General features: G+C 61.4%; 21 protein-coding genes. 8 read left to right on the top strand and 13 right to left on the bottom strand.

Features of this window, described 5'->3' with window-relative positions; genetic code table 11:
• The first annotated feature begins 15 nt into the window (after positions 1-15).
• Positions 16-885, top strand: coding sequence for an MDR efflux pump AcrAB transcriptional activator RobA (robA, locus tag EGY12_RS10250; RefSeq protein WP_123893420.1), 870 nt, complete (start codon positions 16-18; stop codon positions 883-885).
• Here robA and gpmB read toward each other — a convergent pair.
• A complete protein-coding gene (gene gpmB / locus EGY12_RS10245) occupies positions 882-1,529 on the bottom strand; it encodes a 2,3-diphosphoglycerate-dependent phosphoglycerate mutase GpmB (protein WP_123893418.1) in 648 nt (215 codons plus the stop codon). The two genes, robA and gpmB, sit on opposite strands and share 4 nt — an antisense overlap.
• Before the next feature lie 101 nt (positions 1,530-1,630).
• Between gpmB and yjjX the strand changes: the two genes are divergently transcribed.
• Positions 1,631-2,149 (top strand): inosine/xanthosine triphosphatase, encoded by a 519-nt coding sequence (gene yjjX / locus EGY12_RS10240; RefSeq protein ID WP_123893415.1) that lies wholly within the window; start codon positions 1,631-1,633, stop codon positions 2,147-2,149.
• Positions 2,150-2,160: 11 nt separating this feature from the next.
• Here yjjX and trpR read toward each other — a convergent pair whose 3' ends face one another.
• Together trpR and sltY are read right to left on the bottom strand one after the other, a co-directional pair.
• Positions 2,161-2,490: a trp operon repressor gene (trpR, locus tag EGY12_RS10235; protein ID WP_016929152.1), complete on the bottom strand. Its 330-nt coding sequence runs from the start codon at positions 2,488-2,490 to the stop codon at positions 2,161-2,163.
• 54 nt (positions 2,491-2,544) lie between these two features.
• Positions 2,545-4,473, bottom strand: a complete 1,929-nt coding sequence (sltY, locus tag EGY12_RS10230) for a murein transglycosylase (protein WP_371415425.1) — start codon at positions 4,471-4,473, stop codon at positions 2,545-2,547.
• Positions 4,474-5,105: 632 nt separating this feature from the next.
• Here sltY and EGY12_RS10225 point away from each other — a divergent pair.
• The 4 genes from EGY12_RS10225 to ettA all read left to right on the top strand — a co-directional run bounded on the left by EGY12_RS10225 (position 5,106) and on the right by ettA (position 9,307).
• Positions 5,106-5,717 (top strand): YfiR family protein, encoded by a 612-nt coding sequence (locus EGY12_RS10225; RefSeq protein ID WP_123893411.1) that lies wholly within the window; start codon positions 5,106-5,108, stop codon positions 5,715-5,717.
• Positions 5,714-6,961, top strand: a complete 1,248-nt coding sequence (locus EGY12_RS10220) for a diguanylate cyclase domain-containing protein (protein WP_123893409.1) — start codon at positions 5,714-5,716, stop codon at positions 6,959-6,961. Before EGY12_RS10225 ends, EGY12_RS10220 begins: the two co-directional genes overlap by 4 nt.
• A gap of 38 nt (positions 6,962-6,999) precedes the next feature.
• Positions 7,000-7,497 (top strand): OmpA family protein, encoded by a 498-nt coding sequence (locus EGY12_RS10215; protein ID WP_123893407.1) that lies wholly within the window; start codon positions 7,000-7,002, stop codon positions 7,495-7,497.
• A 142-nt stretch (positions 7,498-7,639) separates the two neighbouring features.
• Positions 7,640-9,307 (top strand): energy-dependent translational throttle protein EttA, encoded by a 1,668-nt coding sequence (ettA, locus tag EGY12_RS10210; RefSeq protein WP_123893405.1) that lies wholly within the window; start codon positions 7,640-7,642, stop codon positions 9,305-9,307.
• A 30-nt stretch (positions 9,308-9,337) separates the two neighbouring features.
• Here the strand turns inward: ettA and EGY12_RS10205 are convergent, their stop codons facing one another.
• Complete coding sequence (locus tag EGY12_RS10205) at positions 9,338-10,249, bottom strand: LysR family transcriptional regulator (RefSeq protein ID WP_123893403.1); 912 nt, start codon at positions 10,247-10,249, stop codon at positions 9,338-9,340.
• Positions 10,250-10,346: 97 nt separating this feature from the next.
• On the opposite strand from EGY12_RS10205, the gene EGY12_RS10200 reads away from it, so the two are divergent.
• A complete protein-coding gene (locus EGY12_RS10200) occupies positions 10,347-11,348 on the top strand; it encodes a zinc-binding alcohol dehydrogenase family protein (RefSeq protein ID WP_123893401.1) in 1,002 nt (333 codons plus the stop codon).
• A gap of 31 nt (positions 11,349-11,379) precedes the next feature.
• On the opposite strand, the gene EGY12_RS10195 is transcribed toward EGY12_RS10200, so the two are convergent.
• From EGY12_RS10195 to serB, 4 genes are all read right to left on the bottom strand, one after another.
• A complete protein-coding gene (locus EGY12_RS10195) occupies positions 11,380-12,813 on the bottom strand; it encodes a glycosyltransferase family 39 protein (RefSeq protein ID WP_123893399.1) in 1,434 nt (477 codons plus the stop codon).
• Between the two features lie 134 nt (positions 12,814-12,947).
• A complete protein-coding gene (gene nadR / locus EGY12_RS10190) occupies positions 12,948-14,219 on the bottom strand; it encodes a multifunctional transcriptional regulator/nicotinamide-nucleotide adenylyltransferase/ribosylnicotinamide kinase NadR (protein WP_049198077.1) in 1,272 nt (423 codons plus the stop codon).
• A 58-nt stretch (positions 14,220-14,277) separates the two neighbouring features.
• Entirely contained in the window at positions 14,278-15,663 is a 1,386-nt protein-coding gene (gene radA, locus EGY12_RS10185) for a DNA repair protein RadA (protein WP_025159617.1), read from the bottom strand.
• 19 nt (positions 15,664-15,682) lie between these two features.
• Entirely contained in the window at positions 15,683-16,660 is a 978-nt protein-coding gene (gene serB / locus EGY12_RS10180; protein WP_004933052.1) for a phosphoserine phosphatase, read from the bottom strand.
• A 110-nt stretch (positions 16,661-16,770) separates the two neighbouring features.
• Here serB and EGY12_RS10175 point away from each other — a divergent pair, with 110 nt between their 5' ends.
• Positions 16,771-17,454 carry a YtjB family periplasmic protein gene (locus EGY12_RS10175; RefSeq protein ID WP_123893397.1) on the top strand — a complete coding sequence of 228 codons (684 nt, stop codon included), beginning with the start codon at positions 16,771-16,773 and terminating at the stop codon, positions 17,452-17,454.
• A gap of 169 nt (positions 17,455-17,623) precedes the next feature.
• Here EGY12_RS10175 and deoD read toward each other — a convergent pair whose 3' ends face one another.
• From deoD to EGY12_RS10150, 5 genes are all read right to left on the bottom strand, one after another.
• Entirely contained in the window at positions 17,624-18,355 is a 732-nt protein-coding gene (deoD, locus tag EGY12_RS10170) for a purine-nucleoside phosphorylase (RefSeq protein WP_004933059.1), read from the bottom strand.
• Between the two features lie 166 nt (positions 18,356-18,521).
• On the bottom strand, positions 18,522-19,745 hold the full coding sequence (deoB, locus tag EGY12_RS10165) for a phosphopentomutase (protein WP_123893395.1): 1,224 nt from the start codon (positions 19,743-19,745) through the stop codon (positions 18,522-18,524).
• Between the two features lie 193 nt (positions 19,746-19,938).
• Positions 19,939-21,264, bottom strand: coding sequence for a thymidine phosphorylase (gene deoA, locus EGY12_RS10160; RefSeq protein WP_038878498.1), 1,326 nt, complete (start codon positions 21,262-21,264; stop codon positions 19,939-19,941).
• A 66-nt stretch (positions 21,265-21,330) separates the two neighbouring features.
• Positions 21,331-22,110: a deoxyribose-phosphate aldolase gene (deoC, locus tag EGY12_RS10155; RefSeq protein WP_123893393.1), complete on the bottom strand. Its 780-nt coding sequence runs from the start codon at positions 22,108-22,110 to the stop codon at positions 21,331-21,333.
• A 371-nt stretch (positions 22,111-22,481) separates the two neighbouring features.
• Positions 22,482-23,759, bottom strand: a complete 1,278-nt coding sequence (locus tag EGY12_RS10150) for a NupC/NupG family nucleoside CNT transporter (RefSeq protein WP_019454990.1) — start codon at positions 23,757-23,759, stop codon at positions 22,482-22,484.
• Positions 23,760-23,769: the final 10 nt, after the last annotated feature.

Genomic DNA, 23,769 nt, shown 5'->3' with positions numbered 1-23,769 from the left:
TTACGAGGAAGATCTATGGATCAAGCCGGTATCATTCGTGATCTGCTTAGCTGGCTGGAAAGCCATTTGGACCAACCCTTGTCGCTGGATAACGTGGCGGCCAAGGCCGGCTACTCCAAATGGCATCTGCAACGGATGTTCAAAGATATTACCGGTAACGCCATCGGTGCTTACATCCGGGCAAGGAGGCTGTCCAAAGCCGCCGTCGCGCTGCGCCTGACCAGCCGGCCGATTTTGGATATCGCCCTGCAATATCGTTTCGACTCGCAGCAGACCTTCACCCGCGCCTTCAAAAAACAGTTTGCGCAAACGCCGGCGCTGTACCGCCGCGCCGAAGACTGGAACGCGTTCGGCATCTGTCCGCCGATCCGCCTGGGGGCCTTCACCCTGCCGCAGCCGGAGTTCGTCTCGTTGCCGGATAAGCATCTGGTCGGCCTGACCCAAAGTTATTCCTGTACGCTGGAACAGATCACCACCGTGCGCACCGAACTGCGCTCGCAGTTCTGGCGCCAGTTCCTCGGTGACGTCGATACCCTGCCGCCGGTGCTGTACGGGCTGCACCACTCGCGCCCGAGCCAGGAGAAGGACGACGAACAGGAAGTGCTGTACACCACGGCGCTGGAGCCGGATCAGGTGCCTGACAAAGTACAAGAAGGCCAGCCGCTGGTGCTGCCGGGCGGTGAATTTGCGATGTTCAGCTATGAAGGGCCCACCGAGGGGCTGCAAGACTTCATCCTGACCGTGTACGGCACCTGCCTGCCGGCGCTCCAGTTGACGCGCCGCAAGGGGCACGATATCGAGCGCTTCTACCCGAAAGGCGAGCGCCGTCCGCATCAGGCGCCTGTCGAGATCAAGTGCGATTACCTGATCCCGATTCGACGTTAACGCTGCAGTTCGTCCAACGCGGGCATGTCCAGGTGCGTGACATCGCCCGCGGTTTCCACGATCCAGCCGGAAGCCAGCCACGGGCTCTGCTGGTGATCGACGCGCGACAGTGAACAGTTGCGCAAGCGCAAGCGGCGTTCCGCATAAGCCGGCAGCCCGAGCACCGTACTGATCAAACACCCTAACGCAATGCCATGACTGACGAGCAGCGGCTTGCTGCCTTCCGGCAGCATCAGGCAGCTCTCCAGCGCGGCGCGCATGCGCTCGCCCAGCTCCTCCATGGATTCGCCTTGAGGGATACGGCCGTCAGGAGTACCATCGACCATCTGTTTGCGCCACTGCTCTTCCTGCGGCGTCAAACTGTCGATCAGGCGTTCTTCCAGAACCCCCATGTGCAGCTCACGCAAACGCGGATCGCAAATCACTTCGCAGCCACAGGCTTCGGCGATGATCTGCGCGGTGCGGCGCGTGCGCCCCAGATCGCTGGTAATGATGTGCGTAATGCCTTCTTTTCCGACGCGTCTGGCGACCAGACGGGCCTGGTGTTCACCCATGGCGGTTAACGGGCTGTCGGACTGACCCTGGATGCGGCGAGCCGCGTTCCATTCCGTTTCGCCATGGCGAACGAGGTATACCTGTAACATTTTTGTTTTCCGTTATACTGCGTGAAATTTGCGTTTATCCCCGGCCCGGCGGCACCTTGGCCGCTGCCCGGCGTATCGGCCAGAAGGATATCAAACCCGTTATGTACCATGTTGTCGCTGCAACTACCAACCCGGCAAAGATCAAGGCTATTCAACTGGCCTTCGATGACGTCTTTGGCGCGGGCCAATATCGCATTGAACCCGTCGACGTCGCCAGCGGCGTCTCGCTGCAGCCGATAGGCAATCACGAAACCCGCACCGGCTCGCGTCAACGCGTCATGGAAGCACGCCAGGTCAGGCCCGAGGCCGATTTTTGGGTCGGCGTGGAAGCCGGGATTGAGGAGAATATGACCTTTGCCTGGATGACCATCGAGAACCCGTACATCCGTGGCGAATCCCGCTCAGCGAGCCTGATGCTGCCGGAAGTCATCTTACAAGGTATTCGTGACGGCCGCGAATTAGGCTGCGAAATGGCGGCGATCACCGGCAATGCCGAAGTGAAACGCCAGGGCGGCGCCATCGGCGTCTTCACCGACGGCCGGTTGAGCCGCACCAGCGTTTATCATCAGGCGCTGCTGCTGGCGCTGGTGCCGTTCCACAACGCCATCTATCAGCAATAACCCCGAGCCTGTTAGGGCGCGTCGTGCAGCAACTGCTGCTCAAGCCACTGTTTCAGCGCGGGTGAAGCCGCTTTCAGGCTGTTCGAACCGCGGGTGATGGTGGCAATCCCCGCGCCCAGTTCATTTTTCAGCTCACGCTGGCTCATCTCGCCACGCATCAGTTCCTGAATGATCCGCACCCGGGTGCCCAGCGCAGTGCGCTCATCCGGCGTCAGCATCAACTGCAGCAGCGGTTGATGCAGTTCTTGCGCAAACGAATTCTGCAGCAGCGCGACGAAGCGCAGCCAATCCTCATTGCCTTGTTCTGAAAGAGCGGGGTCGTTTAACGATAATTGCGTCATGGCAGCCACCATACTATTTAACTAGTACAGCAGCATACCATAGGGCCGTCAAAATCAATAACGTCTCTGCCACTCGGCGTCGGTCAGCACCTTGGCCGGTCGGTGCGTCAGATAGCGATAAAACGCGTCATAGGCCAGCACGTTCTTGACGTAGCCGCGGGTTTCCGAGAACGGAATGCTTTCGATGAACGCCACCGGATCGATCCGCCCTGCGCTGTTGCCCAGCCAGGTGTTCACCCGCGACGGGCCGGCGTTATAGGCGGCGCTCGACAGGATGCGGTTGCGGCCGAACTGCTGATAGACCGACTCAAGATAACTGGTGCCGATAGTGATGTTGGTCTGCGGATCGAACAGCTGGCTCGGGCCGACGTAACCGGGAATGTTGAACATCTGCACCGTATGCTGCGCGGTGCGCGGCATTACCTGCATCAGGCCGGCAGCGCCAACCGGCGACTGCGCCTTCGGATTCCAGGCACTCTCCTGACGCGCTATCGCCATCGCGTAGCTGCTGGTGATCCCCTTGTCATCGGTGGCGCGGCGGAACTCCTGTGGCCAGGCGACAGGGAAACGCTCTTCCAGGTGATCCCACAGCTTGCCGACGATGGTCGCCTGCACGCTCAGATCGGCCCATTTTTGCTCAAAGGCGTAACGCGCCAGCGCCTCTTGTTCAGGCCGGCTGCGGCTGGCGACATAGGACCCCCACTCGCTGCGGGCCAGATTGTCCATATTCCAGTACATCAGCTCGCGCACCCGGGCAATTTCCGGCCCGTCGGTCAGCGACGCGCGCGGCTTGGCCGCCACCGCCACCATCACCGGATAAGTGGCGTTCAGCTTCTGCGCCGCCACCATCGGATAGAAACCGCGTTCAGTCATCAGGTTGCGCAATATCTCCTCGCCTTCGGCGCGTTTGCCTTCGTCCATCAGTTGACTGGCACGCCAATAGCGCCACTCGTCCTTGTTGCGCGACTCCTCCGGCAGGCGGGCCAGCCAGGTCGCGACGCCCTGCCGATCGCCATTGCCCAGCGCCATGCGTACCCGGCGCTCCAGCAGCGACGGCGAACGGCTGCGCAGGATCACCTGATCGCGCCACTGCGCCTGTTCAAAGGTGGCATCGCTGCCCATCAGACGCCAGGCTACCGCCTCCTCCAGCCCCAATCGCTCGTCGTCGCTCATTTTCTGCAGCCGCGCGAGCGTCGGGATCATCGCCCGCGCGTTTTCCACATCCTGCCGCGCCAGGCGCTCAAAGGCGATGCCGGTGGCGGCACGGGTAAAGTCGGTCGGCCCCACGCTGCGGGCAAAGGCTTCCACGGTGGTCGGATCGTTTTGCAAGCGCACCAGAGCGTTGCCCATGGTTTGGTAGTCGGCCGGCAGTTGGCTGTAGAGGTTGCTGACCAGCGAACTGTTGCCCTCTTTCAACGCCAGCTTCATACGCGCCAGAATATCCAGCGGCGTCTGCTTGCCAGCGCCGCGCCAGACGCTGAACAACCGATCGCAAGCGCCCGGCAGCGTTTTGCCGTTCAGCCACAGCTCGTCGGCGCCGCTCCAGGCCGCCTGCTGATCGCCGGTGGCCCACTTGGCGTAGTAATAATTGCAGCGCGCCGCCACCGGTTTGGGCGGCTGCGGGCTGAAGGCCAATAGGGTGCGCCAGTCTTCGCGCCGCGCCAGCTCATTGACGAAGCGCGGCGCCAGTGATTTCGCCGGCGGCAGCGTCGGGTTGCGTTTGATAAAGTCGTTTACCTCAGAGAACCCCGCCTGGCTCAGATCCTGAGTCAGCTCGCGGTATTCCAGGTAAGGATAAAGCGGGTAATCGCGCAGCGTCGGCATCAGCTGCGCCACCACGTCCATCTGATTGCCGTCCCACGCCTGCTTGATCTGCTGGTAGCGCTGACGTTGCGCATCCAGAGAATCCGCCAGCGCCGCGCCGGAAAACGCCGTCAGGCACAGCCCCATCGCCAACAGCCGTCGCTTGTCCACCTTGACCATCCTCGCTCTTTCCTCACTGATTGTGCCGCAGGAGCCGCCCGGCCCCCGGTGACCACGGCGCTTCGGCGCCGCGGGACAAAATAAAGCCGGACGCATGGCCCGGACGCAGGTATCTACCATAGACAGCGCGATCGCTTATCCATTCAATACTGTAGAAGAAGAAGTGTATCGCCATGACGGGAGCCAGGTAAAAAACGTTTACTTTGGCTGACAAATCAGGCCGACGGGATATTTCCAGCCACCGGATTTTTATTAGCCGCACCGGCGTTTATTGGAGAAGTAAAAGACATTTTAATTATTAGCTATCACATTATTGCATTTGTGAGATGGCGCCACCATTGCGCAAATCGCCTGACAGCTGGCCAAACGCGCCAACTTTGCAGAAAAGCGGTGGCAAACCCGGTAAGGCATTTTTATACTATCAAAAATAAGTAGGATAATTCCGAGAAAACAGCACATAAAGCGCCCAACGAAGACATCTTATAATACAATCCGCGCCAATTATGGGTTAGATAGTGTTCATTAGGCAGTGCGACTGACAGCTTTCAGCAAAACGATTGTCCCTTCAAGCGGGCCGGATTTTTCCTTGTCAGGCCACAGCCTGCGGGCGGTGGATCAGGCCGGAATGGCGGATGAAGATGGCGAATAATACCGCGATAGCGATGCGTTGCGCAAAAAGCCCCGTGCCGGGCTTACTTGCCGCACGCCTGAATATCGGCCGCCTGTTGCTGCTCGTTTTGTTGGCGCTGCTGACGTTGCCCGGGCCTGCGCACGCCGCCGATGATCCCTATCAAAAGCGCACGCACGCCGTGACGACCGTGGTGGTAGGCATCATCAGCTACGCCCGCTGGTCGCGTGAACCCAATCCGATCCGGCTGTGCGTGACCGCACCCACCCAGTATGCCGAAGGGCTGTTCGATCCGATCCTGCTCAGCGCCCCGCGTCCGATTAAAACCGAGCGCGTGCCGTTCGACAGCCCAAAGCTGAGTACCGGCTGTGATGTCATTTACTTAGGGAACATCACCGCCGCGCAGAGACAAAATTTCATGCAGCGCATTTCCGGCAACTCCATTCTCAGCATCAGCGAGAACGATAGCGAATGCTCCGCCGGCAGCGCATTTTGCCTGCAGATCGATGGGGATCAGGCCAGCTTCAAGGTCAATCTGGACGCTCTGGCGCGCAGCGGCGTGCGCGTCCACCCCAACGTGCTGCAGCTGGCACGCAAACAGGCGCCACCGCTATGAAGCTGTTGCGTAGAAACCGCTCCGGCAATGCGCGTCCGACGCTGGGCCGAGTGCTGCAGCGAGTACATCTCGGGCTGGCGCTGATCGCCGTCGGCACCGCCGGCATCTTTTTGACGCTGGTGGCGCTGTTTGCGCTGCGCGCCTACGCCAACCACAACCTGCACCTGATCGCGCGCTCCATCAGTTATACCGTCGAGGCCGCCGTGGTGTTTGAAGACCGCACCGCCGCGCGCGAGGCGCTGATGCTGATCGCCTCCAACGAAGAGGTGTCGGACGCACGGATCCTCGACAACAACGGCAAGATGCTGGCCAACTGGCGCCATCCCACCGATGGGCCGCTGCACGGTATGGAGCAGATCGTCGCGCACTGGGCGCTGCCCGAACCGGTCATCCTGCCCATCACCCACGAGGGCAAACAGGTCGGCCAGGTCTGGCTGAGCGGCAACGGTGGCAGCCTGCTGCGTTTCCTGTTGCGTGGCATGGTCGGCATGATCGCCTGCCTGGTGCTCAGTACCCTGTGCGCCCTGGTGTTGTCGCGCCGCATGCTGGTCGGCATTGTCAGTTCGCTGGACGACATCGCCAACGTGGCCCATGCGGTGCGCCGCGATCGCACCTTCGGTCTGCGAGTGCCGTCGGCACCGATCGCCGAGCTGCATGAGCTCAGTAACGATTTCAATGGCTTGCTCGACGAGCTGGAGGCCTGGCAGGCCCACCTGAAGCAGGAGAACGACTCTCTGGCCCACCGGGCGACGCACGACAGCCTGACCGGCTTGCCGAATCGCGCCTTCTTCGAAGGGCGGCTGAGCCGCGCCCTGGGCGACATCGAGCCGCCGGCAAAATTGGCGGTGCTGTTTATCGACGGCGATCGCTTCAAGGAAGTGAACGACAGTTACGGCCACGCCGCAGGCGATGCGGTGCTGACCACGATTGCCGGGCGCATTCGCGCGCAGCTGCGCGAGACCGATCTGGTCGCGCGCCTGGGAGGAGACGAATTCGCCGTGCTGCTGGCGCCGGTGCACGGCACGGAAGATGTCCTGCAGATCGCTGACAACATCATCGACTGCATGACGCAACCGGTCATTTTGCCGAACGACGAGGCGGTCATTACCTCTCTGAGTATCGGTATTGCGCTGTACCCTGATCACGCGTCGACGCCTCAGGGTCTTTTGCACGAAGCTGACGATGCGATGTATCAGGCAAAGCATCGTTATAACGGAGGCTGGCGGCTGGCTATACATAAATAAGAGCCCCGGCTATAACACTTGAACTAGGGATTTTGACTATGATACAGCAACTGTTTAAAGGTCGTTTTTCACTGCTGGCGATGATGTTCGTCGCGCTGCTGACGCTCGCCGGCTGCCAGAGCAAACCGCAGGGCCTGACGCCCGAGCAGGTCGCGCTGTTGCAATCGCAGGGCTTCAAACTGACCGATAACGGCTGGGAGTTCGGCCTGTCGGATAAGGTGCTGTTCGGCAACAACATCGGCAAGCTGAACCCGGAAAGCACCGAGACGGTGCAGAAGATGGGCCGTGCGTTGCTGAGCGTCGGCATCACCAAGTTCCGCCTGGACGGCCATACCGACAACTACGGCGAAGACAGCTATAACGACCAACTCTCCCTGCGCCGCGCCGATGCGGTGGCCGATCTGCTGGCCAGCGTCGGCATTCCGCGCGCCAATATCGAAACCCGCGGCATGGGCAAACGCGATCCCGTTGCCGACAACCGCACCGCCAGCGGCCGCGCGGAAAACCGCCGCGTCGCGATCGTCGTCACGCCATAAGCCACCAATATGCGCCTTTATCGGCGCATAAACGGTTATACTTAGCGATCGCTGAGCGATGTCTGGGATCCGAGATCGAAACGGGCTACACTCATGCCGCCAGACATCCTATAAATACTGATATAGAGAGGCTTAGAGCAACGTGGCTCAATACGTCTATACCATGCACCGCGTCGGCAAGGTCGTACCGCCGAAGCGTCATATTTTGAAAAACATCTCCCTGAGCTTCTTCCCTGGGGCCAAAATCGGCGTACTGGGCCTGAATGGCGCCGGTAAGTCCACCCTGCTGCGCATCATGGCCGGTATCGATACCGATATCGAAGGGGAAGCGCGCCCGCAGCCGGGCATCAAGATCGGTTACCTGCCGCAGGAGCCGCAGCTTAACCTCGAACACACCGTGCGTGAGTCGGTGGAAGAAGCGCTGTCTGAAGTGGTCGGCGCGCTGAAACGCCTGGACGAAGTGTACGCGCTGTATGCGGAAGAAGGCGCAGACTTCGACAAGCTGGCCGCCGAACAGGGCCGCCTGGAAGAGATCATTCAGGCGCACGACGGTCACAACCTGAACACCCAGCTGGAACGCGCCGCCGATGCGCTGCGCCTGCCGGACTGGGACGCCAAAATTGCCCACCTGTCCGGGGGTGAACGCCGCCGCGTAGCGCTGTGCCGCCTGCTGCTCGAAAAGCCGGACATGCTGCTGCTGGACGAACCGACCAACCACCTGGACGCCGAGTCCGTGGCCTGGCTGGAACGCTTCCTGCACGACTTTGAAGGCACCGTGGTGGCAATCACCCACGACCGTTACTTCCTGGATAACGTGGCGGGCTGGATCCTCGAACTGGACCGCGGCGAAGGCATTCCATGGGAAGGCAACTACTCTTCCTGGCTGGAGCAGAAAGACGCGCGTCTGGCGCAGGAAGCGTCCGCCGAAGCCGCTCGCCGCAAGTCGATCGAGAAAGAGCTGGAGTGGGTACGTCAAGGCACCAAGGGCCGTCAGTCCAAAGGCAAGGCCCGTTTGGCCCGCTTCGAAGAGCTGAACAACACCGAATACCAGAAACGTAACGAAACCAACGAACTGTTCATTCCACCTGGCGCGCGCCTGGGCGATAAAGTGGTCGAAGTCAGCAACCTGCGCAAGTCCTACGGCGACCGCCTGCTGATCGACGACCTGTCGTTCTCGGTGCCGAAAGGGGCAATCGTCGGCATCATCGGCCCGAACGGCGCGGGTAAATCCACGCTGTTCCGCATGATGTCCGGTCAGGAACAGCCTGATTCCGGCAGCATCGTGCTGGGCGATACCGTCAAGCTGGCGTCCGTCGATCAGTTCCGCGACAGCATGGACGGCTCGAAAACCGTGTGGGAAGAAGTCTCCGGCGGGCAGGACATCATGCGCATCGGCAACACCGAGATGCCGAGCCGCGCCTATGTTGGCCGCTTCAACTTCAAGGGCGTCGATCAGGGCAAACGCGTAGGCGAGCTGTCCGGCGGTGAGCGTGGCCGTCTGCATCTGGCCAAGCTGCTGCAAGTTGGCGGCAACGTACTGCTGCTCGATGAACCGACCAACGACCTGGATATCGAAACCCTGCGCGCGCTGGAAAACGCCCTGCTGGAATTCCCTGGCTGCGCCATGGTGATCTCGCACGACCGTTGGTTCCTCGACCGTATCGCCACCCACATCCTGGACTACCAGGACGAGGGCAAGGTGGAATTCTTCGAAGGCAACTTCACCGAGTACGAAGAGTACAAGAAGCGTACGCTGGGTGCCGACGCGCTCGAGCCGCACCGCATCAAGTACAAGAAGATCGCCAAGTAATACCCCAGGCGCCGCATGCGGCGCCTTTTTTTATTCCCTCGCCAGCTCGCGCGCGTAGTCGTCAAACGCCGGGTGCTGCAGCACCACATCGATAAAGCAGGCCAGCGCCGGGGAATTCAGCTTGCGGCTCGGGTAGACCAGATACAGTTCGTTGCCCTCCGCGCGCCACGCCGGCAAGACTTCCACCAACAGCTTCTGCGCCACCACCTCGCGGCTGAGAAACGCCGGCAACAGCGTGATCCCCGCACCGGCGATAGCGCATTCACGCGCATACAGCAGGTTGTCGGTGGTGTGTGCCAGCGGCAGCTGCCAACGGTAGTCGTCGTCGCCGCAGCGCAGGTTCCAGGCCGTCCAGGCGCGGTGGGCAATGCAGCGATGCTGTTGCAGCTGCTGCGGATGTTCGATCGGCGGGTGCTGCGCCAGGTAGGACGGCGCCGCCAACAGATAGCGCGGCGCATACCCGAGGCGGCGGCCGATCAGCGAAGAATCCTGCGGCTTGCCGGTGCGCAACGCGGCGTCGAAACCTTCCTGTACCAGATCCACCATGGCATCGGACACCGACACCTCCAGCGAAACGTCCGGATACTGGCGCTGAAAATCCGCCGCCAGCCGCGCCACCAGGGTCGCCCCCAGCCCGGCGGGCGTCGAGATGCGCAGGCGGCCGCTCGGGTTATCGCGCAGCCGCTGCAGCGCCAGATCGGCGCGTTCGGCGGCGGACATCATCGCCTGACAATGTTCCAAATAGCGCTCACCGGCGAAGGTCAGGTTCAGCTGGCGCGTGGTGCGGTTGAGCAAGCGCAGCCCCAGCGTCTGTTCGAGCTGGCTGATGCGCTGGCTGACGCTGGATTTCGGCAATCCCACGCGCTGTGCGGCGGCGGTGAAGCTGCCGCACTCCGCCACCAGCGCGAACAGCGCCATGTCCTGCAGCCGTTTGAATTCCATTGTTCACCTTAAACGAACACTCAGTTAGATATTGTCCATCTTATCACCCCACTGCCGCGGGTCTACACTGGGAGCATCATTTGAAAGGAGTACAATCATGTCGATAAAAGCCATTGCCGTAGACCCGCAGAACCCCGCCGGTTTCATCGAAATTTCACCGGAGATGCCGGTTCCCGGCCAGTACGATCTGCTGGTGGAGGTGAAAGCGGTGTCGGTCAACCCGGTGGACACCAAAGTGCACGCCGGCCTGCAGAAAAGCGGCCTGCAGCAGCCGCGCATTCTCGGCTGGGACGCCAGCGGCGTGGTGCTGGAAGTGGGCAGCGGCGTCAGCGGCTTCAAACCCGGCGATGAAGTATGGTACGCCGGCGACATCACCCGCCCCGGCAGCAACAGCAGCCACCAATTGATCGACTCGCGCATCGCCGCGCACAAACCGCGCAGCCTGAACTGGGCCGAATCCGCCGCCATGCCGCTCACCGCCCTCACCGCCTGGGAGGCGCTGTTCGAACATCTGAACATTCAGGATGCGCCGGAGCACAAGACGCTGCTGATCATCGGCGGCGCCGGCGGGGTCGGCTCGCTGGCCATTCCGCTGGCCGCCTTGCGCAGCAAGGTGAAAGTGATCGCCACCGCCTCAAGACCGGAATCCGCCGCCTGGTGCCGTGAACGCGGCGCCGACCTGGTGGTGGACTACCGCGATCTGAAAGGCAACCTGGCGCAGCACGGCATCGAGCAGGTGGATTACATCCTGTGCCTGAACGATACCGACGGCCATTGGCCGGCGATGGCCGAGCTGGTCGCGCCGCTAGGCCATATCTGCACCATCGTCGAGAACGCGCAGCCGTTGGATCAAAACGCGCTGAAGCTGAAGAGCGCCGCGCTGCACTGGGAGTTCATGTTCACCCGCAGCATGTTCACCACCCCGGACATCGCGCAGCAGGGCAAGATCCTGCAGCAGGTGGCGCAGTTGCTGGACGAAGGCAAGCTGAGCACCACGCTGAGCGAAACCCTGCACGGGCTGACGGTGGAAACGCTGACCGCCGCGCATCGACAGTTGCTCGGCGGCCATATGCAAGGCAAGCTGGTTATCGCTTACTAAGCCTGAATCGCGGCGGCGCCCTGCGCCGCCGTTACTGCGGGCGGACGAAGCCGACGCACAGCGTCTGCTCGTCGGTATGCGGATCGGCGCGGAACGTCAGCGTCTGCTGCCAATCGAGGCGCATCTTCGGCCAATGGGCCAACTCACCGCCGAAGTCGCTGTGCGCGCAGTCTTCACCCAACCGTCCGAACAGGGCGACGCCATGCTGCGCAATCTGCGGATAGGTGATATTGACGTTGTAGATATTCGGCCGCGTATGATTGGACCAGCGCGTAATGGTCTGCGGCCGGGAGCCGGCATAAACCGTCATCCACTGCGACAGGTATTCGCCGCCGACGTAGCGTAGATCGACGCCATACCGCTCCTGCCACTGCCGCTCCACCCCGGCGCTGAACGCCTTGATACCCACCATTTTCTGGCCGGCGTTGCGCACGTTCCCCAGCATCACCGCGGCATACCCCAGATAGACCGCCAGCGCTGCGCACATCAGCCCGATGGTCGCCGCGCGCAGCGAACGCACCGGCGGCTGACGCACGCAGCCGACCAGCAGCGCGGGCGCCAGCATGAAGAACGGCTGCAGCCACTCGGTCAACCGGCCGCCGACGTTGAAGGAGAACCAGAACGTGATGATGCCGAGGGGCAGCAGATAGATCCACAGCAGCACCCGCATCGGCAACGACTTCGGCCAGGCCAGCACCGCCCCGCTGCGCCGCAGAATCAGCCACAGCACCAGCGACGGATAGAACACCAGCAGCAGCGACTGCAGCATGTCGAGGTTGAGCTGCATCTTGATCTGCGAATCCACCCATTTGAAGGCGGCAAAGTCGTGGTTCCATAGCCAGAACACGTTCGGCAACACCAACGCCAGCCAGATCGCCACCGCCAGATAGAACTGCGGCTGCCGATAGCAACGGCGGACCTGCGGTACGAACAGCGTCGACAGCGCCACGAAATAGACGAAGGCGAAGGTCGAGTATTTCGCCATCATCGCCAGACCGGCCACCAATGCGAAGGCCGGCCACCAGTTGGCCGAACGCGAGATCGCCATGTGGAAGAACAGCGCCATCCACGGCCACAGCATCACCAACAGGTAGTTGTCGTTGTAGGGGATGATGTCGAAATTGATGATGCCGGACAGGTTGAGCGTCAGCAGCGCCATCCAGGCCAGCGAGGTGCTGCCGCTCAGGCGGCGCGCCAACAGCCAGACGCCCAACATGCCGATGGCGATGGCAATGAAGTGCCCGCCATACCAGTACAGGTTCAGCGGCAACCACGACAGCCATATCGCCGGATGCATCGCCGCACCGACCAGCCACGGATTTTTCGGTGAGCCCCATTCGCCGTTGAGGCCCCAATTGAGCGCCTCCACAGCGTCGTAAGGCAAGGTAGGATCAAGATGAACAGTCAGCAGCGTCCAGGCTGCGGCATAGCAGACCAACCAGAGAGCGAGTAAGCGATAAGACATGTCTTCTTCTAAGCGTTATTGTAAAGAAAATCTTAACTTAGTCGCTGTCGAATGAACCATGTTTAAACAAGCCGTTAAATGTGCGTCCGGGCGGCCGCTTTTGCCGCCTCGATCGCACATTACGCTAATTTTACTCAGCCTGCCGCGTGACGATGCGCGGGCGCGCTCAACCGGCCGGCGTCCGCCGCCAGCAGCTGTTGCACCAGCTCGACGCAGCGCAGAAAACGCTCTTCGTAATCGCTGGACTCAACGTGCACGTACTCGATGTTGTTGGCGCGAAGCATCTCCTCCAGCAGGCGCTGGAACGCCAAGCGATCGGCGGTGCTGCCGAGGCTACGCAGGCCATCCGCCACCCACGGCGTGTTGTTTTCCAGCAGGATCACCAGATCGAAACGGTATTCGTCGATCAGCGCCTGCACGAACGGGTGTTCACGTCCTTCGTACTTTTTGCAAAACGCCTGCGTAGTCACGAAATCGGTATCGATAAACGCCACCTTGTTGGCGTACTTGACCGCGAAATCCACGTATTGCGCCTGCCCGAGGGCAATTTTGTCGTAATCAGAGTACTGCAGCGCCATCTCGTCGCCGCCCAGGTGCGAAAACACGTAATCGCGGCCATATTCCCAGGCGCTGGTGGTGTTGAAGATGTTGGCCAGCTTGTTGACCAGCGTCGATTTGCCGCTCGATTCGCCGCCGAGGATCGCCACGGTGCGCACGAAGAACGGCTTCACCTCGGTCGGGATGTAGTCCCAATAGCGGAACGGATCCTGGCGGATCTGATTGCCGCTGATGTTCATGAACGAACGCTCTGGGTCGACCAAGATGGTTTCGATGCCCAGATGCTCGCGGTAGCGCGGCGCATCCTGCGCTTCGCTGGAATAGATGAAGCTCGGCACGATGCCCTTCTGTTCCATAAAGGCCTTCATGCCGTCGCTCCACACGTTCCAGCCGTGCGGGTAGGGTTCGATGCCCTGCTCGTCGAACGAGTGGATATGGATGTTTTTCTGGTACTTGAAGGTCTGCAGCAGCCAGCGCAGGCGATCGCTGACCGTCGGCTGTTGCGACATCGAACTGTTCTCGAACAGCTCGCGGTCGCGCGGCTCGTCGTGGCACAAGATAACGTGCAGCTCGTCCACCTGGCTGCAGGCGCGCTGGATCAGGTAGATGTGGCCGGTGTGCAGCGGGTAAAATTTACCAAACACCACGCCGACTTTAACCTCTTTACGCGGGAACTCCAGCCCGAGAAAACGGTGCAGCGCCTCGAGCTTTTGCGCGCTCGGGCTTTTGATCTTGTCGTTCAACAGCTGGCTGAGATAGCCTTTGGTCATGCCGCTGGCATCCGCCACCTGCTGCAAAGTACAGCCCTTTTGCTTAATGGACGTCTTCAGGTAATCAAATTGCGGCATGGCCACCTCCGTTTAGTATGCTAAACAAAATAGCATATCTTTCTCGCCGTCGGCGACATTAATAAAACTCTTCCAGCACGTCCAGTGCGTCCGCCAGCTTCTTGACCCCGAACACCTGCATGTTGGCCGGCGGCTTCTTCGGCATGTTGCCGTGCGGCACGATGGCGCGCTTGAAGCCGTGTTTGGCCGCTTCGGAGATGCGCTCCTGGCCGCTCGGCACCGGGCGAATCTCCCCCGCCAACCCCACTTCGCCGAACACCACCAGATCGTTCGGCAGCGGCCGATCGCGCAGGCTCGAAACCAGCGACATCAGCAGCGCCAGATCGGCGCTGGTCTCGCTGACCTTCACCCCGCCGACCACGTTGACGAACACGTCCTGATCCGACATCTGCAGCCCGCCGTGCCGATGCAGCACCGCCAGCAGGATCGCCAACCGGTTCTGCTCCAGGCCTACCGCCACACGGCGCGGGTTGGACATCATCGAGTGATCCACCAGCGCCTGGATCTCCACCAGCAGCGGCCGGGTGCCTTCCCACACCACCATCACCGAGCTGCCGGAAGTGACTTCATCGCCGCGGCTGAGGAAGATCGCCGAAGGGTTGCTGACTTCGCGCAGCCCCTGTTCGGTCATGGCAAACACGCCCAGCTCGTTGACCGCGCCGAAGCGGTTCTTGTGGCTGCGCAGAGTGCGGAAGCGGGAATCGGCGTCGCCGTCCAGCAGCACCGAACAGTCGATGCAGTGTTCCAGCACTTTCGGCCCGGCCAGCGAGCCGTCTTTGGTGACGTGGCCGACCATGACGATCGCCACGCCGCGCGTCTTGGCGAAGCGCGTCAGATAGGCGGCGGTTTCCCGCACCTGCGCCACGCTGCCCGGCGAAGACTGAATGTCCGCCATGTGCATCACCTGAATCGAGTCGATCACCATCAGCTTCGGCTGCTCCTGCTCGGCGATCAGGCAGATCTGCTCGATGCTGGTTTCCGACAGCATGTTCAGGCCACCGGTCGGCAGCCCCAGACGGTGAGCGCGCATCGCCACCTGCTGCAGCGACTCCTCCCCGGTGACGTACAGGGTTTTCATCTGTTCGGACAGTTTGCACAGCACCTGCAGCAACAGGGTACTCTTGCCGGCGCCGGGGTTACCGCCGATCAGAATGGCGCTGCCGGGCACCACGCCGCCGCCCAGCACGCGGTCGAACTCGAGAAAGCCGGTGGTGAAGCGCGGCAGCGCCTCAAGGCTGATTTCCGACAGCTTCTGTACCTTGCTGACGCCGGCGTCACCGGCATAACCGCTGAGGCGATCGTTGCGCGCCGCTGCGGGCGACGCGGCCAAACGCACTTCCGTGATGGTGTTCCAGGCATGGCAGGCGCTGCACTGCCCCTGCCAACGCGGATAGTCCGCCCCGCACTCATTGCACACAAATGCCCGTTTTGCCGCTTTTGCCACGTCTTACCTCAATCTTTCGTTATCGCACTTCGTGTTTCAGGCTGCCGGTGAGAATACACAGCACGCCCATCAGATCCGCATGCCGGATCGATACCTGCGCTTTTTCATACACTTTCGGTTTGGCGTGGTAGGCGATACCCAACCCCGCCGCCTGCATCATTTTCAAATCGTTGGCGCCGTCGCCGATGGCCACGGTTTGCGCCAGCGGGATCTCCAGCTTCTCCGCCAGCCGCAGCAGCGTGTCGGCTTTGAACTGCGCGTCCACCACCGGCCCCAGCACTTCGCCGGTCAGCTTGCCGTCGCGGATCTCCAGCTCATTGGCCGCTGCCGCCACCAGCCGCAGCCGGTTGCGCAGGTATTCGGCGTAGTAGGTGAAGCCGCCGGAGGCGATAGCCACATGCCAGCCCATCGCCTGCAGCTTGCCCACCAGGCTGGTCAGCCCCGGCATCAGCGGCAGTTCGTCGCGCACCTGCTTGAGGATGTTGGCGTCGGCCCCTTTCAGCGTGCCGACGCGCTGGCGCAGGCTGGCGGTAAAGTCCAGCTCGCCGCGCATCGCGCGTTCGGTGACTTCCGCCACCTGTTCGCCGACGCCCGCCAGCTTGGCGATCTCGTCGATGCACTCGATCTCGATCGCCGTCGAATCCATGTCCATCACCAACAGCCCCGGCGTGCGCAGATGCGGGATCTTGCCGAGCGGCGCCACATCCAGCCCACTCTCCGCCGCCAGCAGCTTGGCGCGCGGCGTCAACGTGCCCGCCAACCGCACCACCTGATAATCGTCCACGCCCCAGGCGGTGACGATCACCATCGCCGCGCCGAGCTTGCGTTGGAATTGCGTAATGCGCGCCTTATCCAGCTTTCTGCCGTATAACAGCCACCCGGTATTGCCCGCCCGGTAGTCCAGCGGCATCACTTCGTCGCCGCTGAGCGAAAGGGGAAGACCCGGCCATTGAGAGATCTCCGCCGGAAGATCGCAATAGGTCAGACTGTTTGACATCATTGACTCCTGAATGGACAAAAACGCTGCATGATAAAACGACGCATCAAGCTATCCTATCGCCAGCGGTTCTGGCAACATAAAGTGTCCCCGATGCCCAAGGAACCTGCATGGCTCGCGCTAAACTGAAATTTCGCCTGCACCGCACCGCTATTATCCTGATTTGCCTGGCTTTGCTGGTGCTGCTGATGCAGGGCGCCTCTTATTTTAGCCTGAGTCACCAAATGGCGCGATCCGAGCAGGTTGAAGAGCTGGCGCAGACGCTGACCAAACAGGTCGCCTACAGCCTGGCGCCGCTGCTGGACGACGACGGCAATGCCCCGCGCATCGACGCCATCCTCAAGCAGCTCACCGATCACAGCCGCATTCTCGACGTCAGCGTGTATCAGCTGGACGGCACGCTGGTCTCCCACGCCGGGGAGCAGATAAGTATACGCGATCGCCTGTCGCTCGACGGCAAACGCGCCGGCAGCTACTTCAACCACCAGTTGGTCGAATCCATTCAGGGCAAAGACGGCCCGATCGGCTTTATCCGCATCACCCTCGACACCCACGTGCTGGCGACCGAATCCAAGCAGGTGGACAACACCACCAACCTGCTGCGCCTGATGATCCTGCTGGCGCTGGCGATCGGCATCATTCTGGCGCGCACTCTGCTGCAACACCGCCGCAGCCGCTGGCAGCAGTCGCCGTACCTGTTGACCGCCAACACGCCGTTGGCAGAAGGCAATACGGTGGAAGACGGCGAAGAGGATGCGCCGGAGAAAAAACAGGAAGCGCCGAAGAAGGGGTAACTCAGGCCAGGCGCTGAATGCACTCGTGCCGTTTTCTTGTCCTTTTGGTGAATAGATTGTCCGTAACAACGGGATCCACAACCAATTGAAAGGTAAAGCATTAGCCAAAACTGGCCAAGCGGAATGAATAGATTGACGGGCGGGCGCCATGATGACGCCCGCCGGGGTATTACGCTTTGTCGCCCAGCAGCACGGATTCCAGCGCGATAACGATCATTTCGTTAAAGGTGGTCTGGCGTTCCGCCGCCGTGGTCGCTTCGTGACGCAGGATGTGGTCGGACACGGTGCAGATGGTCAGCGCCTTGCAGCCGAACTCTTCGTACAGCTCCGCCGCCACGCCGTAGATGCCGGCCGCTTCCATTTCCACGCCCAGGATGCCGTACTTCTTCATCACCTGGAACATGTCCGGATCCGGCGTGTAGAACAGATCGGCGGAGAAGATGTTGCCCACGCGCGCCGGGATGCCCTGCGCCGCCGCCGCGTCGACCGCGTTGCGCACCATGTCGAAATCGGCGATCGCCGCGTAGTCGTTGTCCTTGAAGCGCAGACGGTTCACCTTGGAGTCGGTGCACGCGCCCATGCCGATCACCACGTCACGCAGTTTGATATCGTCACGCACCGCGCCGCAGGAGCCCACGCGAATGATCTTCTTCACGCCGAATTCGGCGATCAGCTCACGCGCATAGATGGAGCAGGACGGGATGCCCATACCGTGGCCCATTACGGAGATGCGGCGGCCTTTGTAGGTACCGGTGAAGCCCAACATGCCACGCACGTTGTTCACTTCCACCGCGCCTTCCAGGAAGGTTTCGGCGATGTATTTTGCACGCAGCGGATCGCCCGGCATCAGTACTACGTCAGCGAAATCACCCATCTCAGCATTAATGTGCGGCGTAGCCATAATTTTCTTCCTTTAGAAATCTTATTTAATAAAAACGTCAAACATCTAAGCCTTGAATTTCGAGTTGCAGCCAGGCAGCTAGCGGGTGAATCCCCAGGAGCTTACTTGAGTAAGTGACTGGGGTTCACGCGTGAAGCTAACAACGCTGCGGCTTGAAAGACAGGGCTTAGAACATGCTCTTACCGTAATCCATCGGCGACAGGCCAAAGTAGTTGGCAACGGTCTGGCCGATGTCGGCAAAGGTCTCACGGTGGCCCAGCGAGCCCGGCTTCACTTTCGGGCCGTAAACCAGCACCGGGATGTGCTCGCGGGTGTGGTCAGTGCCCGGCCAGGTCGGGTCGCAGCCGTGGTCGGCGGTGAAGATGATAATGTCTTCGTCTTTCACCAGCTTCAGCAGCTCCGGCAGGCGGCGGTCGAACAGCTCCAGCGCAGCGGCGTAGCCCGCCACATCGCGGCGGTGGCCATAGGAGGAGTCGAAGTCCACGAAGTTGGTGAACACGATGGTGTTGTCGCCGGCCTTCTCCATTTCGATCAGGGTCGCGTCGAACAGCGCGTCGATGCCGGTCGCCTTCACCTTCTTGGTGATGCCGACGTTGGCGTAGATATCGGCGATTTTACCGATCGACACCACTTCGCCGCCCTTCTCGTCCACCAGCTTTTTCAGCACGGTCGGCGCCGGCGGCTCTACCGCCAGATCGTGACGGTTGCCGGTGCGCTGGAAGTGGCCCGGCTTATCGCCGACGAACGGACGCGCGATCACGCGGCCGATGTTGTACCCGCCTTCGGTCAGCTCTTCACGCGCGATTTCGCACAGCTCATACAGACGCTCCAGGCCGAAGGTTTCTTCATGGCAGGCAATCTGGAACACTGAGTCGGCGGAGGTGTAGAAAATCGGCTTGCCGGTTTTCATGTGCTCTTCGCCCAACTGATCGAGGATCACGGTGCCGGATGAGTGGCAGTTGCCCAGGTAGCCTGGCAGCTTGGCGCGCTCCACCAGCTTATCCAGCAGCGCCTGCGGGAAGCTGTTGTGTTCGTCCGTGAAGTAGCCCCAGTCGAACAGCACCGGCACGCCGGCGATTTCCCAGTGGCCCGACGGCGTGTCTTTACCGGAAGAGAGCTCGCTGGCGTAACCGTACGCGCCAATGATGTCGGCGTTGCGGTCCAGCCCCTGCGGGAAGTTGCCGGTAGACTCTTCCGCCGCTTTGCCGAGGCCCAGACGGCTCAGGTTAGGCAGCGTCAGCGGGCCCTGACGGCCCACGTTGGCCTCACCGCGCGCGCAAACCTCGGCGATGTGGCCCAGGGTGTCGGAACCCTGGTCGCCAAAACGTTCGGCGTCTTCGCTGGCACCGATGCCGAAGGAGTCCAATACCATAATAAATGTGCGTTTCATCTGTGCTCTCCTGCGTGTTCTCACGCTATTGCGACCGCAAGACTGCAATCGCCCTTATTCTCTAAATTTATACCCAATGGATTTCAAGTTGTAGCTAGGCGGCTAGCGCGTGTATCCCCAGGAGCTTACTCAAGTAAGTGACTGGGGTGCACGCGTGCAGCCAACAACGCTACGGCTTGAAAGACGAGGGTCATCACGCTTGAGTGATGCGCTTATACACCACCGGCGTCGCCTCCGGCGCCTTGTCGCTCAGCGTCATTGCGCTGCGCACCGCATCGGCCGCCTGCTGCCAGCTCTCTTCATCGTTGGCGTGGATCATCGCCAACGGCTGCTGGGCATCCACTTTATCGCCCAGGCGCGCCACCTCGGTCAGGCCAACGCTGTAGTCGATGGCGTCGCTCGCCCGGCGGCGGCCGCCGCCCAGCGAAACCACCGCCATGCCCAACGCACGGGTATCCATGGCGCTGATGATGCCCGGCTTTTCAGCATACACCGGCTTGCTCAGCGTTGCCGCCGGCAGATAGCTATCGTAACGTTCGACGAAGTCTATCGGCCCCTGCTGCGCCGCCACCATGCGGCCAAATACCTCCGCCGCCTTGCCGTTGTCCAGCACCGCCTGCAGTTTGGCGCGCGCGTCGGCCTCGTCTTGCGCCAGGCCGCCGGACAGCAGCATCTCTACGCACAGCGCCAGCGTCACTTCCAGCAGACGCGGGTTGCGGTATTCGCCGGTCAGGAAGCGCACCGCTTCACGCACTTCCACCGCGTTACCGGCGCTGGAAGCCAGCACCTGGTTCATGTCGGTCAGCAGCGCGGTGGTCTTGCAGCCCGCACCGTTGGCCACGCCGACGATCGCCTGGGCCAAGTCTTGCGACAGCGCATAGGTCGGCATAAAGGCGCCGGAGCCGACCTTCACGTCCATCACCAGCGCATCCAGCCCTTCCGCCAGCTTCTTGGCCAGAATGGAGGCGGTGATCAGCGGAATCGAATCCACGGTAGCGGTAATGTCGCGGGTGGCATAGAAACGTTTGTCCGCCGGCGCCAGCGAGCTGGTTTGGCCGATGATCGCCACGCCGACGTCCTGAATGATTTTGCGGAAGGCGTTATCGTCCGGGAAAATATTGAAGCCCGGAATGGCTTCCAGCTTGTCCAGCGTGCCGCCGGTATGCCCCAGGCCGCGGCCGGAGATCATCGGCACATAGCCGCCGCAGGCCGCCACCATCGGGCCAAGCATCAGCGAGGTCACGTCGCCCACGCCGCCGGTCGAATGCTTGTCGACGATCGGGCCGTTCAGCGCCAGACTCTTCCAATCCAGCACGGTGCCGGAATCGCGCATCGCCATGGTGAGCGCCACGCGCTCCGGCATGCTCATGTCATGGAAATAAATGGTCATCGCCAGCGCGGCGATCTGCCCTTCCGATACCACGTTGTCGCGAATGCCGTTGATGAAAAAGCGGATTTCCGCTTCGCTTAACGGCTGGCCGTCGCGTTTTTTACGAATAATTTCTTGAGCCAGGAACAAGGCATCCCCCTGTGTCGCCGAGAGTCGGTGCAGACGGGCGCGCCTGGCGCCCGCCAACGAAATCGATCAGTAGCCGCCGCCGGCGGTCTGGGTCTGATGGCCCAGCGCGGTCAGCAAGCTGGCCAGCAGGCTGGAAGCGCCAAAGCGGAAATGCCGCGCGTCGGCCCAGCCTTCGCCCAGAATACGATCGGCAAGTTGCAGATAATGCAGCGCGTCTTCCGCGGTGCGCACGCCGCCGGCTGGCTTGAAGCCCACCGTCTTCGCCACGCCCATATCGCGGATCACCGACATCATCAGCTCGGCGCTTTCCAAGGTGGCATTGACCGGCACCTTGCCGGTGGAGGTCTTGATAAAGTCCGCCCCGGCCTTGATGGCGATTTCGGACGCCTTGCGGATCAGATCGGCCTGCTTCAGCTCACCGGTTTCGATGATCACTTTCAGCAGCACGTTGGCCGCCAGGCAAGCCTGCTTGCACTGTTTCACCAGCTCGAAGCCGACCTGTTCGTTGCCGGCGATCAGCGCGCGGTAAGGGAACACCACGTCCACTTCATCCGCGCCATAGGCGATGGCCGCACGGGTTTCCGCCAGCGCGATGTCGATATCGTCATTGCCATGCGGGAAGTTGGTCACGGTGGCGATACGAATATCCGGCGTGCCTTGCTCACGCAGCGCCTTACGCGCCACCGGGATAAAACGCGGGTAGATGCAGATAGCCGCCGTGTGGCCGGCCGGGCTGTTGGCCTGACGACAGAGCGCGATCACTTTCTCGTCGGTGTCATCATCATTCAGCGTGGTTAAATCCATCAGGTTCAGCGCACGTTGCGCTGCTGCGGTTAATTCGGTCATAAAACTCTCCAACTGAGTACCTGGGTGTTGGCGAGCGGACTTGGTTCCATGAAGATAGCGCTGGGGAACGGGGTTCCCACGGCGGCAACTGAGATCCTTCTCACCGCACATGGCCACCCGCCTTGCGGCCGGCCAGTAAATAGCTATTTGAACACGAATGCCGGAGGCGATTCGCGTTCATCGTCACACTATATGAAATAGCACTGTAACAGACCGGAATTATATGTGAAGAACATCACAAAATAACGCGATATCGTTCACAAATTCGCTAAAGAAGCGGCTGAAGATCGCGGGTGCGGTAAGCACCCGCGTTGCTTAGAGTATAGGCGGAGTCCCACGATCGGTCGCGCCGACGCGGGCTCCGGGATGGCTTACAGCGCCAGGAAGAAGCCGGCGATGGTGGCGCTCATCAGGTTGGACAGCGTGCCCGCCGCCACGGCCTTCAGACCGAAGCGCGCGATGTCATGGCGACGGTTGGGGGCCATGCTGCCCAGACCACCCAGCAGGATCGCCACCGAGGAGAGATTGGCGAAACCACACAGCGCGAAGGAGATGATCGCCTTGGTGTGAGCCGACAGCACCTGCAGGCCTTCCGCCGCCACCACGTCGTCCGGGCGCAGATAGGCGCCAAAGTTCATGTAGGCGACGAACTCGTTGACGATGATCTTCTGGCCGATAAACGAACCGGCGGTCATCGCTTCGCTCCACGGCACGCCGATCAGGAAGGCGATCGGCGAGAACACCCAGCCGAGGATCAGTTCAAGCGACAGCTGCGGGTAATCGAACCAGCCGCCGATGCCGCCGAGAATGCCGTTGAGCAAGGCGATCAGCGCGATAAACGCCAGCAGCATCGCGCCGACGTTCAACGCCAGCTGCATGCCGGAAGCCGCGCCGGAAGCCGCCGCGTCGATCACGTTGGCCGGACGATCCTCTTCGGCGATCAGCTTCATCGCATCGTCTTTATCGTGGGTCTGCTCCGTTTCCGGCACCATCAGTTTGGCGAACAACAGCCCGCCCGGCGCGGCCATGAAGGACGCGGCGATCAGGTATTCCAGCGGCACCCCCATCTGCGCGTACCCCGCCAACACCGAACCGGCTACCGAGGCCAGGCCGCCGCACATCACGGCAAACAGCTCTGACTGGCTCATGGTGGCGATATACGGACGCACCACCAGCGGCGCTTCGGTCTGGCCAACGAAAATGTTGGCGGTCGCCGACAGCGATTCGGTGCGCGAGGTGCCCAGCAGCTTGTGCAGGCCGCCGCCCAACACGCGGATCACCAACTGCATGATGCCGAGGTAGTACAGCACCGCAATCAGCGAGGAGAAGAACACGATCACCGGCAGAACGCGCAGTGCGAACACGAAGCCGCCGCCGCCGAACACCTCGAACATCTTGTCGGACACCAGCCCGCCGAAAATGAACGAAATGCCCTGATTGCCGTAAGCGATAACGTTTGCCACGCCGTTAGACATACTGCCGAGGATGCTGCGGCCCAGCGGTACATACAGCACCAGCGCGCCGATGCCGACCTGAATGATGAACGCCCACACGACGGTGCGCAGTTTGATGGCCCGGCGGTTGCTGGAGAGCAGCACCGCAATGGCGATCAGCACCGCCATACCGACCAGACTCATGATGAGTTGCATGCAAAGTTTC

Origin of the sequence: Serratia sp. FDAARGOS_506 (assembly GCF_003812745.1) — a bacterium.
Taxonomy (GTDB): Bacteria; Pseudomonadota; Gammaproteobacteria; order Enterobacterales; family Enterobacteriaceae; genus Serratia.
Note: the sequence above shows the minus strand (reverse complement) of the source record. Positions and strands in the feature narration are given on the sequence as shown.

Coding starts and splice junctions, on each gene's coding strand:
- EGY12_RS10225 (WP_123893411.1), top strand. CDS start 5,106: ATGAAGATGGCGAATAATACCGCGATAGCGATGCGTTGCGCAAAAAGC.
- deoD (WP_004933059.1), bottom strand. CDS start 18,355: ATGGCTACGCCGCACATTAATGCTGAGATGGGTGATTTCGCTGACGTA.
- yjjX (WP_123893415.1), top strand. CDS start 1,631: ATGTACCATGTTGTCGCTGCAACTACCAACCCGGCAAAGATCAAGGCT.
- EGY12_RS10215 (WP_123893407.1), top strand. CDS start 7,000: ATGATACAGCAACTGTTTAAAGGTCGTTTTTCACTGCTGGCGATGATG.
- sltY (WP_371415425.1), bottom strand. CDS start 4,473: ATGGTCAAGGTGGACAAGCGACGGCTGTTGGCGATGGGGCTGTGCCTG.
- trpR (WP_016929152.1), bottom strand. CDS start 2,490: ATGACGCAATTATCGTTAAACGACCCCGCTCTTTCAGAACAAGGCAAT.
- EGY12_RS10205 (WP_123893403.1), bottom strand. CDS start 10,249: ATGGAATTCAAACGGCTGCAGGACATGGCGCTGTTCGCGCTGGTGGCG.
- EGY12_RS10150 (WP_019454990.1), bottom strand. CDS start 23,759: ATGCAACTCATCATGAGTCTGGTCGGTATGGCGGTGCTGATCGCCATT.
- EGY12_RS10195 (WP_123893399.1), bottom strand. CDS start 12,813: ATGTCTTATCGCTTACTCGCTCTCTGGTTGGTCTGCTATGCCGCAGCC.
- nadR (WP_049198077.1), bottom strand. CDS start 14,219: ATGCCGCAATTTGATTACCTGAAGACGTCCATTAAGCAAAAGGGCTGT.
- EGY12_RS10175 (WP_123893397.1), top strand. CDS start 16,771: ATGGCTCGCGCTAAACTGAAATTTCGCCTGCACCGCACCGCTATTATC.
- serB (WP_004933052.1), bottom strand. CDS start 16,660: ATGTCAAACAGTCTGACCTATTGCGATCTTCCGGCGGAGATCTCTCAA.
- EGY12_RS10200 (WP_123893401.1), top strand. CDS start 10,347: ATGTCGATAAAAGCCATTGCCGTAGACCCGCAGAACCCCGCCGGTTTC.
- deoC (WP_123893393.1), bottom strand. CDS start 22,110: ATGACCGAATTAACCGCAGCAGCGCAACGTGCGCTGAACCTGATGGAT.
- robA (WP_123893420.1), top strand. CDS start 16: ATGGATCAAGCCGGTATCATTCGTGATCTGCTTAGCTGGCTGGAAAGC.
- deoB (WP_123893395.1), bottom strand. CDS start 19,745: ATGAAACGCACATTTATTATGGTATTGGACTCCTTCGGCATCGGTGCC.
- gpmB (WP_123893418.1), bottom strand. CDS start 1,529: ATGTTACAGGTATACCTCGTTCGCCATGGCGAAACGGAATGGAACGCG.
- EGY12_RS10220 (WP_123893409.1), top strand. CDS start 5,714: ATGAAGCTGTTGCGTAGAAACCGCTCCGGCAATGCGCGTCCGACGCTG.